A 12,972-nucleotide genomic window follows, 5' to 3' on the forward strand; every position below is an offset into this window, starting at 1 on the left:
CTTCACCGGCATTTCCCAAAGCCCCTCAGTAAAGGAACATCGGCTTGCCGAGCACATGCCGCACCTTGGGGCGATACTCCGTCGTGTCGTACAGCTCCGCCACGTCCACCCGCTTCTCCCCCTGCATGATGGTGCTGATCGGGATGTGCCGGTAGGTCCCCCCCTGCATGGCGACCATGCGCCCGGACATCCCCTCGCCGATAAGATCCATGGTCATGTTGGCGTAGTTGTACGCGACCATGAGGTCGAGCGAGTCCGGCGCTCCGCTGCGCATGAGATAAGAGAGCTGCTGGTAGATGATATGGGAGCCGGTGAGCTTTTTCACCGCCTCGCTCATGACGACGCCGATCCCGCCGAGCTTTTTGTGACCGTAGGCGTCCTCCTGGCCGTACTCGACGATCTGCCCCCCCACCATTGACGCCCCTTCCGAGATGGTCACCATGGCGTAGTTGCTCCGGTTCCCCTGCTTGTCTTCCTGCAAAAGCGCGGAGAGCCGCTCGACATCGAAGGGGACCTCGGAGATGAGCGCGCGGTCCACGCCGGCCAGGTACGCCGAGATGAGCGAAGTCTCCCCGGAATTGCGCCCGAATAGCTCGACCACCGCGATGCGCTCGTGGGAACCGGCGCTCGTGCGCAGGTTGTGAATGAAGTTGACGCTCCTGGTCACCGCGGTGGAAAACCCGATGCAGTAGTCGGTGCCGAAGACGTCGTTGTCCATGGTCTTCGGTATCGCCACGATGGGAACCCCCTCGCGGTTAAGCCGTTCTGCGTAGCTCAGGGTGTCGTCCCCCCCGATCGGGATCAGCGCATCAATCCCCAGGTGCTCCAGGTTTTTCAGGATGTGGGGGGTGAAATCGTGGTGGCCGGGTGCGGCGGGGTCGAAATCGGCACCGCGCAAGAAAGTGGGGACGTCGGCCGTCGCCACCTTGCCGGGGTTTGTGCGGCTCGTATGCAGGAAGGTGCCACCGGTGCGGTCGACGGTGCGCACCTCTTGGCGGTCAAGCGGGAGGATCGTATTTTCCCACGACTCCGGGTCGTCGCGGTCGTAGGCCAAAAGGCCGCCCCAGCCGCGCCGGATGCCGATGACACGGTACCCCTTCTCCGAAGCCCGGGTCACCAGGGTCTTCAGCGCCGGGTTTAGTCCCGGCACGTCGCCGCCGCCGGTCAGTACGCCTAACGTCTTCTGCCTTTCTCCCATGGCACGCTCCTTTAATGATATCGGTTAAAAAACCTTCACATTTTACCGGAGCGACTTTTCTTTTCAAGGAAGTACGTGCTGACGGCGGCGAGCCCGTCAGGTGGTGAGGTAGTAGGTGATCTCGTTGTGCCCGACCAGGAGTTCGAGTCCGAGCAGGGATGGTACATCGCATGGGGTGGCGCCGTAGCGCACGAGGAGGTCCATGGCGTGGCGGGTGCACTCAGGGGTAAAAAAGAGCTCCAAAGCCCCTTCCGACTCCCGGCGGAAAAGGGCCATGGTGCGCGGACCGCCCGCGGCGCGGAAGGCCGCCGTGAAATCTTCCTTCACCCGGGCGAGCACCCCGGCGGCAGCCTCATCAGGAAGAAGCGTCAGCAGGTACCAGTTCATGCGGCGTCCCCTTTGCGCCCGGCGGGAGGGGCCACGTAACCGGCACAGGTGCCGACCAGTTTCTCGTGTATGGCGTCCATCATCTCACTCTCGTCGGTCACCCCGGCGGCGGCACCCAGGTTCAGGGCAAGCGGGAGCAGTCCCATGAGAACGGTGCGCAGGTTTCCGCAGCCGCGCGAGCCGCCAAGGACGTCGGATAGCTTGCGCTGCAGCCCGCGGCCGATGACGAACCCGTTCAGACCGGCCATCTTCGCCGTCGCGTTGCAGCAGTCGCACGTCGGGGACTTGCGGAACTCGGCCCACGCCGAGAGTATCTTCAGGGTCGCCACCTCGACCTTCACCTCGATGACCAGGTCGTGGAAGCGGTCTTTCATGGTCGCGGCAAGCAGCGCCGTGCCGTCATTATGTTTGAGCAAGCGGTAGGAGATGTCCCGCTGGAAATCCTCCATGGGGTTGAGTTGCATGTTTTCTGCCCTTTACATGTGAGTAATTTGGCTGCCGGAAGCACTCCGGCGCCGTCCGGGAGTTTCGCTGCTTGGGCGGTAGAAGTCAAGGGAAACGTGGTATTGGGCGAAGCGAGGAGCAAGGCGTCAGGAGAGGTTGTCCAGGATGGCGCGGGAGATGATGAGGCGCTGGATCTCGCTCGTCCCCTCGTAGATCGAGGTGACCCGGACGTCGCGGGCGTAGCGCTCGACCGGAAAGTCGCCCAGGTAGCCGTAGCCGCCGAGCATCTGTACCGCTTTGTAGCAGGCCCGGTTGGCGGCTTCGGTGGCGTAGAGCTTCGCCATGGACGCTTCCTTTGCGAAACTCTTTCCCGCCTCCTTACGGTAGGCGGCCTGCATGAGCAGAAGGCGCGCGGCCTCGAGTTCCGTGTAGGCGTCGGCGATCATGAAGCGGATTCCCTCGAATTTGGAGATCTTCTGGCCGAACTGGGACCTTTGCGCGGCGTACGAGGTGGCAAAGTCCATCGCGGCGAGGCCGATGCCGAGGGCGAGCGACCCGATTCCGATGCGCCCGCCGGCAAGTTCCCCCACCGCCACCTTGAAGCCCCGGTTCAGCTCGCCCATCAGGGCGGACGCCGGTATCCTGCACGCCTCGAAGGTGACGCTGCAGGTCGCCGAGGCACGCTGGCCGCTTTTATCCTCTTCCCTCCCGATGACAAGCCCAGCCGTCCCCGGTTCCACGAGGAAGCAACTGATCCCCTCCCCCCTGGGTGCATCCCGGTCGGTGACCGCCCAAACCACGAAGATGCCGGCGTAGGGGGCGCTGGTGATGAACGCCTTGGTGCCGTCGAGGACGAAGTGGTCGCCGTCGCGGCGCGCCGTGGTTATCATCGCGGCAGGGTCGGACCCTGCGCCGGGCTCGGTGAGGGCGAAGCTCGCGGCGATGCAGTCGCCGGAGCAGATGCAGGGGATGTAGCGCTCCTTCTGCTCCTGCGAGCCGATCGCCTCGATCACCTCGCAGACCATGTTGTTGACCGAAACGGTGACCGCGGTCGAGGCGCAGGCACGGGCGATCTCGGTCATGGCAACGGAAAAGGCGACGGCGCCCGCCTCGGAACCGCCATAAGCCGCCGAAACGTCCAGCCCCATGAAGCCAAGTTGCGCGAGTTTTTTCAGGTTGGCAATGAAGGCGGCGCGGTCCCCCTCACGATCGAGCCTGGCCGCCAGCGGCGCCAGTTCGGCGGCGGCGAAGCTGCGCGCCGTGTCGCGGATGAGCCGCTGTTCTTCGGTGAGCTCGATAAACATGGTGGAGACTCCGTTGACGGGAAAGATCTAGTAGCGGTAGAAGCCCCGACCCGATTTCCGCCCCAGGTATCCCGCGTCGACCATCTGCACGAGCAGGGGACAGGGGCGGTATTTCGGGTCCTTGAAGCCGTCGTAGAGGACGTTGCCGATTGCGAGCACGGTATCGAGCCCGATGAAGTCGGCAAGTTGCAGCGGCCCCATCGGCTGGTTGGTACCGAGCTTCATGCCGCGGTCGATGTCCTCCGCCGAAGCGATCCCCTCGTAAAGCGCGAACGCCGCCTCGTTGATCATCGGGATAAGGATGCGGTTCACGATGAAGCCGGGGTAGTCCTTGGAGGTCGCCATCTCCTTCCCCAGAAAGGCGACCGCCTCCGCGACGGCGTGAAAAGTCTCCTCGCTGGTGGCGATGCCGCGGATCACCTCGACCAGGGTCATGACCGGCACGGGGTTCATGAAGTGCATGCCGATGACGCGGTCCGGCCGCGCGGTCGCCGCGGCGATTCTTGTGATGGAGATGGAGGAGGTGTTGGAGGCTAGGATGGCGTGCTCGGGGGCGATGCCGTCCAGAGTGCGGAAGAGTTCCAACTTGAGCGGCTCGTTTTCGGTGGCCGCTTCGACGATCAGTTCGCAGGCGCCGAACTCATCCAGCGAGGAAGCGACCGTGATGCGTGCCAGGATTTCGTCGATGCCGGCGTCGAAGACGATCCCCTTCTTCGCCTGGCGCTCGAGGTTCTGGGCGATGGTGGCAAGCCCCCTGGCCGCCTGCGCCTGGGAGGGATCGTAGGCGATGACCCGGCAGCCGTTTTGGGCGAAGACGTGCGCAATGCCACCTCCCATCTGGCCGATGCCTGCCACCCCCACTGTCTTGAACATGCTCCCCTCCGCTCCTACACCCGCTCGAAGATCGCGGCCACCGCCTCGCCGCCGCCGATGCAGAGCGAGGCGAGCCCGTAACGCTTGCCGCTAGCTTGCAGCTCGCGCACCAGGGTCGCCGCGAGCCTCCCGCCGCTTGCCCCGATGGGATGCCCAAGGGCACAGGCACCGCCGTTCACGTTCACCTTTTTCATGTCGAGCCCAAGCTCGCGGATCGCGATCAACGGCACGGCGGCAAATGCCTCGTTGATCTCGAAAAGATCTATCTCGTCCGGGTCGATTCCGGCCCGCGCGCAAACCGCCTTGATGGCGCCTACCGGCGCGTCGGTGTACTGGTCGGGATGCATGCTGCAGGTGGCATACGCGACGAGACGCGCCTTCGGTCTCAACCGGTAACGCTCGACCGCCTCGGTACCGGCCAGGAGCGCAAAGGCCGCACCATCGTTGATGGTCGAGGCGTTCCCGGCGGTGATGGTGGCGCCGTCACGGCCGAAGGCGGGTTTGAGGTCGGCGATCGTCGCTATGTCGACCCGAAACGGCTCCTCGTCCTCGCTCACCGTTTCCCTGCCGTGGCCGTGCTTTCCCTTCTTCACCACCGGGACGATCTCGTCGGCGAAGATCCCTTCGGAAACAGCCTCCTGGGCAAGCTGGTAGGAGCGGAGCGCGAACTCGTCCTGCACCTCGCGCCCGAGGGCGTGCCGCTTGACCGCCTCCTCGGCGATCTCCCCCATGTGACGCCCCGAGTAGGGGTCCTGGAGGCCATCGTACAGCATCAAATCGAGCAGTTGCCCGTGCCCCATCCGGTAACCGTAACGGGCCTTCTTGAGGGCGAAGGGGGCCTGCGACATGCTCTCCATGCCACCGGCGATGGCCACCTCTGCGTCGCCTAGCATGATGGAGCCGGCCGCCAGCATGATCGCCTTCAGACCGCTGCCGCACACCTTGTTGATGGTCATGGCGTGGGTGCTGTCGGGAATCCCCGCCCGGCGCATCGCCTGACGTGCCGGGGCCTGTCCGCACCCGCCGGCGAGGACTTGCCCCGCGATGACCTCGTCCACGGCCGCGGGCTCCAGAGCGCTCCGTTCGAGAAGCGCCTGCATTACCGTCCCCGCCAAGGCATGCGCCTCCAGCTCGGAGAGGACTCCTCCGAAGGAGCCGAACGGCGTCCTCAACGCCTCGACGACAAACACATCTCTCATGCCTCCTCCTTCAGAGTCAGCCGCTCTGTATCCGGCGGGCGCTTTACAGTCACAGGAGAAATAAATCTACAATGTTTTTGCGGTAATGCCAGCGCCCCAAACAGGAAAGGGAAGATGTGGACGCAAATGCGGGTAAAGCAGCAAAACTCAAGTAGTCATTATCTTCCGTCACATAACGTCCACATCCCCTCTCCCGCTGGGAGAGGGGAAGGGTGAGGGCGTCGGCAGGTGCAGTTTCACACTTCGGGGCAACGCCCTCACCCGCCCTTTGGGCACCCTCTTCCGAGGGGAGAGGGAGACTAAGAGAAGATCGCGAGTGATCAAAAGAAAAAGGGCAACGCTGTGACTGTTGCCCTTTCCCGTCTCTTTACCCGTGACAAGCTCAGAGGTAGACGATGTCGTCCGGCAGGTCGCTAAGCTTCTCCCCCCCGTTTTCAGTGACTGCAAAGGTGTTCTCTATACCGATCACCCCCTTGCCGGGGAAGACGAACTTCGGTTCTATGGCGAGGGTCTGTCCCACCTGCAGCGGCACCTTGAACCCCTGGGCGAGCACCGGGAACTCATCCAGCTCGAGCCCCACGCCGTGGCCGACAAAGCGCGCGTTCTCGCCCGGTGCCCCCATGAAATGCTCGGCGAGCCCCGCGTCGGTAGCCATCTCCAGGGCCTTCAGGAAGAGTTCCTCGCAGACGGCGCCGGGCTTCAGGTTTTGTGCCAGGTAATCCTGGATGGCGATGGCGACCCCGAAGGCGTGCTCCAGCTCCGGATCGAGCTTACCGATCACGAAAAAGCGGGTCATGTCGATGATGTAGCCGTTGAAGACCGCGGTGTAGTCGATCAGGATGGGCGCATCGGCGGGGATGAGAGCGGCAGACGCGCCGTGGGGCGAGGCGGCTGACATCCCCTGGCCGGTGACGGCGCCGTCGAAGAAGCCGGTATCGCCGGCCGTTGCGGAGGAGACGGCCAGCCCCTGGAAGAGCTCCTGGTTGAAGGCGCGCATCCTTACGTACCCCTCCCCGCCCGCCTTTCGCAGCCGGTACTCGAATTCGGCGGCGAGATCCACCTCGCGCATCCCTTCCTTTAAAAACTGCGGCACGGCGCGGAAGACCTGCCCGAGTTCGACGCCGCAGTGCCGGATCTGCTCCAGCTCCCAGGCCGACTTAACGGAGCGTATCTCGCGGTTCACCGCGGAAATGTCCACGAACTCGCGTCCCGGAAGCAGCTTCTGGTAGTACTGGTACTGCTGCACCGGCGCCACGTCGAAGGTGAAACCGATCTTCTTCACCTCCTCGCCGAACGCGCCGGGAAATTCCTTGCTGGAGGGAAAGGGCCTCGTGTCTTCGATGCAGCTCTCGGCCTTGGCCCGTATGTAGCTCTTGCGCACGAAAAGGCGCGGCTCACCCGAAGCGGGAACCCAGAGGGTCGAGTTCTGCCTGGTGCCGGAAAAGTAATAGACGTCGATCGGGTAGATGAAGAGCGCCCCGTCCATCCCTTTTTCCTGCAACTTAAGCTGCAGCCGCCCTATCCTTGTCAGCGCTTCCTGCTGTGTCAGCATGCCTGTCCCCCGTTGTGGTTTTGCTGGTCTCCCAGCGTGAAGAAGAAGGTCGCCCCCTCTCCCGGCTGCGCCTCGGCCCAGATCTGGCCGCCGTGACGCTGGATGACGCGCTGCACGCTCGCCAGGCCGATGCCGGTTCCCTTGAAGTCGTCGGCATCATGCAGGCGCTGGAAGGGCTTGAAAAGCTGCGCGGCCTTGCTCATGTCGAACCCCGCGCCGTTGTCGCGTATGAAGAATACGTCCTTCCCCTGCGAGCGATCAACGCCGATCTCGATGCAGCTTTGCTCCTGCTTCGCCGAATACTTCCATGCGTTGCCGAGAAGGTTGTCGAGCACCACGCGGAGCAGCTGGGAATCGGCCTGTGCCGTCATCGCCGGCTCCACCAGGCAGCTGATGCGCCGCTGCGGGTCGGACAGCCTCAACTCGGCCAGGATTTCTTCGGCAAGGCCGGTCACGTCGACCGTTTCGCGCTGCAGCGTGCCGCAGTAGCGGCGTGAGAAGTTGAGCAGTGTGTCGATCAGGTGGTTCATCTTGATGCTGCCGTTCAGGATCTCCTGAACGTAGTCGCGACACTGCGGGTCGAGGTTCCCGCCGAAGAGCTCGAGGATGATCTGGCTGTAGCCGTTGATGGCGGTCAAAGGGCGCCTGAGATCGTGTGAAACGGTGTAGTTGAAGGCCTCCAGCTCCTCGTTGGCGGTCTCCAGCTCGAGGGCGCGCGCGGATAAGTGCGTGTGCAGCACCTCGATCTCCTCCGCGGTCTGCTTTCTGCGGGTGACGTCGGAGATCATGGCGAAGGAACCGCCGAACACCCCTTTGCCGTCATGGATCGGCTTCGCGGAGACGCTGGCCCATACCCTGGAGCCGTCCTTGCGCACGAAGATGGTCTCGTAGTGTTCCGCCACCCCCTGCTCCCGGCTCTTCTGGCGCGCTGCGGTCTCGTCGTGCAGCGCCTCGTCGACAAACTCGAGGAAGGGGTGACCGATCACCTCGGGCACCTCGCGCCCGAGCATGTCGGCAAACTGCTGATTGATATAGGTGAGCCGGCCGTTGCAATCGGCAGCGACGATCGCCTCCTGCGAGGTCTCGACGATCATCCGGAAGCGCGCCTCATTATCCTTGAGCGCTTTTTTCGCCTTCTTCCACTCGGTGACATCCGTCATAACCGCCAGCGACCACACGATCTCCCCGGCGGCGTCGCGCTCGGCCGAAGCGGAGAGCAGCACCTCGATGATGTCGCCACTCTTGCTGACCACCTGGTACTCCACATTGCGGCAAGACCCGGTACGGAAGAATTCCGGCAACACCTCTTCCAGTGCGTAGCGCCGCGACTCGGGGGTGAGGAAGTCGCTCGAGCGACGCCCGAGGACCTCGTCACGGGAATACCCCAGCACCTCGGTCCAGTGGTTGCTGACGTCGAGCAGGAGACCGTTTCTGTCGATCGAATGCAGCATCACCGGCGTCTCGTTGTATAGGTGACGAAAGCGCCGCTCGCTGTCGGACAGGCGTTTCAGCTCGCTTTTTTGCTCATCGCAAAGCCGGCGCAATCCCGCGTTCTCCGCCTGCAGTCTGGCAAGCTCGGTGCGAAGGTTTTCTGTCATTACGTCCTCTTGCATGTCCGCTCCATGAGGCGCCTGCGCCCCCCGTGAGACGTTGTTTACGATGTATACGGGGAGCTTGTCAACTGAATTCCGATTGCAAGAAACTACACCAGCCTATGTGGCAAACGTTTGATACCATTAAACTTATGCCGACGTCATCATATTTCCGACCTACAGCGCAACGCCCCCTTTATTTCCGCGGCAAAGTCTGTTATGGTACCCACGCCCTTTACGTATACGTAAAATACCGGGAGGAGAAAAACACCGTGTCCAACTCAACCGTACTGAAGGCCTGTGAGCAGACCGAGATAGATTTGAGCGGCGCCGAGGGTTGGGTCCCCTTCGACGCGCCTGCACTGGTAGGGGATTCGCTTCGTTTCGTTTCCGGCGACGCCAGGGGAGACCGTTTCCGGGCCCGCTACTACCGCGATGCGGAGAAACACCTGCACGCCCGCTTCTGGCTAGGCCCCGAAGCGGAGGGACCGCCGGGACACGCCCACGGCGGTGCGGTCGCCGCCATCATGGACGAGGCACTGGGGCTTGCCGCATGGGCGGCCGGGTACCCGATCGTCGTTGGGAACCTGAACGTGAGTTTCCGCAACATGCTCCCGCTGAAAAAGGTGGTGACCGTGGAGAGCCGCGTCGTATCCGTGGAAGGGAGAAAGATCATGGTGCACGGCCGCATCTTTCGCGGCGACACCACCTACGCCGAGGCCCAGTGCCTGTGCATCACCATCCCCGGGAAGTAGCCATCTAAGCGGCGGCGCGAACGCGCCGCCGTCCCTCGTTGCACCGCTGAATCACTCTCAGCGTTTCTTTGTCTGCCACTACTCCTATACCTGCCGCGCAACGGATGCTCACAGCTTCTACCCTCCTCCGTCACAACCGCACAGAACGATCATTCTACCTTCCTTTTCGCAGATCTCCATATTGTTTCTCCTATTCAATTCCCCCACAGATAACCGATGAATTGTCCATGGATGTCCCGTCTATGACAATGCGTGTTCCACAGCCAGTTTCACCGTTAGGCTTTTAAGGGAGAGATGACATGAAGATCAAAAGTTTCAAAGATTGGAGTATCGCGGCCAAGGTTCTGAGCATATCGCTCGCCACCGTCGTGATAATAGCTGCGGTCAACTTCTTCTACCTGTTACCCGCACTGGACCAAAGGATCCTGGCCGAAAGGGAGGATACGTTGCGGTCGGTTGTGGACATCCCGGTCGAAATCATAGCGGAGTACGACCAGAGGGTGCAAAAGGGCGAATTCACACTGGAGGAAGGGCAAAAGCGGGCGAAGGACCGCATCAGGCAGATGCGCTATGCTGACAACGAGTACTTCTGGATCAACGATCTGAACGCGGCCATGATCATGCACCCGATCAAGCCGGAGCTCGACGGCAAGGACCAAAGCGGCTCGAAGGATTCGAGCGGGAAGGCGATCTTCGTAGAGATGGCGAACGTAGCTAAGAGCAAGGGGGCCGGCATCGTCGAGTACCTCTGGCCCAAACCCGGCTCGACGATCCCGGTGCAGAAGCTCTCCTACGTGAAACTTTACAAGCCCTGGGGATGGGTCGTCGGCAGCGGCCTCTACATGGACGACCTGCAACAGGTGATCAACGACATGCGCTGGAAAATGACGATCATCACCCTGGCGATCGCGGCCGCGGTGCTGCTCCTCGGTTACCTGGTCGCTTCGAGGATCAGCAAGAACATCAGACAGGTGATCGCGGCAGCAAACGACCTCGCCCAAGGGGACGTGGAAGCGTCCATAGCGGTCAACAGCAAGGACGAAACCGGCGAGCTTGCCGAAGCGTTTAAAAAGATGGTCGGCAACATAGCCGAGGCGGCCAGGGCTGCCGAGAGCATCGCCGCAGGTGATCTTTCCATTCAGTTACAGGCCAAGTCCGAAAAGGACATTCTGGCGAAAAACCTTAACGTCACCATCGCAGCGGTCCAGGCGATGGCCGTCGACGCGAACATGCTCGCAAAAGCGGCCGTCGACGGCAGGCTCCTCGAGCGCGCCGACGCAAGCAAACACCGCGGTGAGTATCGCAGGATCATCGAAGGTGTGAACGCCACCATAGCACGTCTCGTCGGTCTTCTGGACACCATGCCCGCCCCGGCCATGATCATCGATCGTGACTTCACCGTCATGTACATGAACGAGGTGGGTGCGAAGGTCGGCGGTAAGACCCAGGCACAGGTGGTCGGCACCAAATGTCACGACCACTTCAAGACCGGTGACTGCAAGACGGACCAATGCGCGTGCGGACGTGCGATGCAGGGTGGCAATGCGGCGAGCAGCGAGACCGACGCACACCCGTCTGCCGGTCTCGATCTCGACATCGCGTACACCGGGCTGCCGCTGCACGGCGAGGACGGCAAGATCATCGGCGCCTTCGAGGTGGTGACCGACCAGACCGCCGTGAAGCAGGCTGCGCGTCTGGCTAAGAAGATCAGCGATTACCAGGAGGAGGAAACGAGGAAACTGGTGCACGGCCTGGAGAAGCTCTCGAAGGGTGAGGTCGACTTCACCATCGCGACCGCACAGGGCGACGCGGATACCGGCGGAGCCAAAGAGATCTTCGATGCGCTGGCCGGTGCGGTGAACCACTGTGCCGAAGTCATCAAGACCCTTAACGGCGACACGGTCGATCTGGCACAGGCCGCGACCGAGGGGAGGCTCACCGCCCGCGCCGATGCCGGTAAGCATCAGGGTGCCTACCGCGAGATCATCCAGGGGGTGAACGATTCCCTGACCACAATGGTCGGCTTTATGGACAACATGCCGGCTCCCGCCATGATCATCGACAAGGACTTCAACGTACTTTACATGAACCAGCTGGGCGCCAAGGTAGGAGGGAAAACCCAGGAGCAGGTACTAGGCACCAAGTGCTACGACCACTTCAAAACCTCTGACTGTAAGAGCGCTAACTGTGCCTGCGCGCAGGCCATGACTACCGCGCTCGATGCGACCCGCGAGACCGACGCCCACCCCGGCGGGTTAGATCTCGACATAAGCTACACAGGCGTTCCGATCAAGGACAAGGAAGGGAAGGTGATCGGGGCGTTCGAGGTGGTGACCGACCTCACCTCGGTGAAACAGGCGGCGCGCCAGGCGAAAAAGATCGCCGATTACCAGGACAAGGAGACGCAGAAACTAGTCGACGGGCTGGCAAAACTCGCCAAGGGTGACGTGAACGTCGCCCTCACCACCGAGCCCGCCGACAGCGACACCTCAGAGGTAAAGCACACCTTCGATACCATCGCGGCCGCGGTGAACAGCTCGGCCAAGGCGAACCGCGACATCGCCGAGGTGGCGCAAAAAATCGCCGCCGGCGACCTCACGCTGAAGCTCACCGAGCGCTCGCCCGAGGACGAACTGCTGATCGCCCTGAAGGCGATGTTGGACAAGCTGAACCTCGTGGTTACCGACGTGAAGGGAGCCGCCGACAACGTCGCATCCGGCAGCCAGGAACTCTCCTCCAGCTCGGAACAGATGTCACAGGGGGCGAGCGAGCAGGCCGCCGCCGCGGAGGAGGTCTCCTCCTCCATGGAAGAGATGACCTCCAACATAAGACAGAACGCGGACAACGCGCTGCAGACCGAGAAGATAGCCTCCAAGTCGGCCAAAGACGCCAAGGAGGGGGGCGAAGCGGTAACCCATACCGTGAGCGCCATGAAGGAGATCGCAGGGAAGATCTCCATCATCGAGGAGATCGCGCGGCAGACGAACCTTCTCGCGCTGAATGCCGCCATCGAGGCGGCGCGCGCCGGCGAGCACGGCAAAGGGTTCGCCGTTGTGGCGAGCGAGGTGAGAAAACTCGCCGAACGGAGTCAGAAGGCGGCGGCGGAGATCTCCGACCTCTCCTCGAGCAGCGTTGAGATCGCGGAGCGCGCAGGAGACATGTTGAACCGGATGGTGCCCGACATCCAGAAGACCGCGGAGCTGGTCATGGAGATCTCGGCGGCATGCCGTGAGCAGGACACCGGCGCAGAACAGATCAACAAGGCGATCCAGCAGCTCGACCAGGTCATCCAGCAAAACGCCTCGGCCGCCGAAGAGATGTCCTCCACCGCGGAGGAACTTTCCAGCCAGGCCGAGCAGTTGCAGGACGTCATCGGCTTCTTCAAGGTGGAAGGTGGTGAGCATGCAGCACCCAAGGCGCCCAAGCCGAAGGTGAAGCAGGTGCAAACGAAGAAATCGCTTACCCAGTCGGCCAAGATCCTCCCCGCCGCAGCAAGGCGCAAGGCAGCCGGCGCCGGGCTCTCCCTCGAGATGGAACATGAGGACCCGGACTTCGAAAGGTTCTAGGTGAAGCTCAGCTTCGCCCAACAAGGGCAGCACCGGGAACTATTCCGATGCTGCCCTTATTTTTTGCTTTAGAAGCCCCCCCCTGTGCCGATACAAATCAAA

General features: G+C 62.3%; 10 protein-coding genes. 2 read left to right on the forward strand and 8 right to left on the reverse strand.

Annotation, left to right across the window (positions count from 1 at the left end; all coding sequences use genetic code 11):
- Positions 1-25 precede the first annotated feature (25 nt).
- From E8L22_RS14640 to E8L22_RS14675, 8 genes are all read right to left on the reverse strand, one after another.
- Entirely contained in the window at positions 26-1,198 is a 1,173-nt protein-coding gene (locus E8L22_RS14640; RefSeq protein ID WP_136525858.1) for a 6-phosphofructokinase, read from the reverse strand.
- Between the two features lie 96 nt (positions 1,199-1,294).
- On the reverse strand, positions 1,295-1,585 hold the full coding sequence (locus tag E8L22_RS14645) for a hypothetical protein (protein ID WP_136525859.1): 291 nt from the start codon (positions 1,583-1,585) through the stop codon (positions 1,295-1,297).
- Positions 1,582-2,049 carry a DUF2889 domain-containing protein gene (locus tag E8L22_RS14650; RefSeq protein ID WP_136525860.1) on the reverse strand — a complete coding sequence of 156 codons (468 nt, stop codon included), beginning with the start codon at positions 2,047-2,049 and terminating at the stop codon, positions 1,582-1,584. The genes E8L22_RS14645 and E8L22_RS14650 overlap by 4 nt, the downstream gene beginning before the upstream one ends.
- Before the next feature lie 126 nt (positions 2,050-2,175).
- Positions 2,176-3,333 (reverse strand): acyl-CoA dehydrogenase family protein, encoded by a 1,158-nt coding sequence (locus E8L22_RS14655; protein ID WP_136525861.1) that lies wholly within the window; start codon positions 3,331-3,333, stop codon positions 2,176-2,178.
- A 27-nt stretch (positions 3,334-3,360) separates the two neighbouring features.
- The gene (locus E8L22_RS14660; RefSeq protein ID WP_136525862.1) at positions 3,361-4,206 is read right to left on the reverse strand and encodes a 3-hydroxybutyryl-CoA dehydrogenase; all 846 of its coding nucleotides are present in this window, start codon (positions 4,204-4,206) and stop codon (positions 3,361-3,363) included.
- Positions 4,207-4,220: 14 nt separating this feature from the next.
- A complete protein-coding gene (locus E8L22_RS14665) occupies positions 4,221-5,405 on the reverse strand; it encodes a thiolase family protein (RefSeq protein ID WP_136525863.1) in 1,185 nt (394 codons plus the stop codon).
- A 382-nt stretch (positions 5,406-5,787) separates the two neighbouring features.
- A complete protein-coding gene (locus E8L22_RS14670) occupies positions 5,788-6,957 on the reverse strand; it encodes a M24 family metallopeptidase (protein ID WP_136525864.1) in 1,170 nt (389 codons plus the stop codon).
- Positions 6,951-8,555, reverse strand: a complete 1,605-nt coding sequence (locus tag E8L22_RS14675) for a sensor histidine kinase (RefSeq protein WP_246044658.1) — start codon at positions 8,553-8,555, stop codon at positions 6,951-6,953. Before E8L22_RS14675 ends, E8L22_RS14670 begins: the two co-directional genes overlap by 7 nt.
- A gap of 266 nt (positions 8,556-8,821) precedes the next feature.
- On the opposite strand from E8L22_RS14675, the gene E8L22_RS14680 reads away from it, so the two are divergent.
- Together E8L22_RS14680 and E8L22_RS14685 are read left to right on the forward strand one after the other, a co-directional pair.
- Positions 8,822-9,304: a PaaI family thioesterase gene (locus tag E8L22_RS14680; RefSeq protein WP_136525866.1), complete on the forward strand. Its 483-nt coding sequence runs from the start codon at positions 8,822-8,824 to the stop codon at positions 9,302-9,304.
- A gap of 299 nt (positions 9,305-9,603) precedes the next feature.
- A complete protein-coding gene (locus tag E8L22_RS14685) occupies positions 9,604-12,870 on the forward strand; it encodes a cache domain-containing protein (protein WP_136525867.1) in 3,267 nt (1,088 codons plus the stop codon).
- Positions 12,871-12,972 lie beyond the last annotated feature (102 nt).

It is taken from the genome of Geomonas ferrireducens, assembly GCF_004917065.1.
GTDB classification, from domain to species: domain Bacteria; phylum Desulfobacterota; class Desulfuromonadia; order Geobacterales; family Geobacteraceae; genus Geomonas; species Geomonas ferrireducens.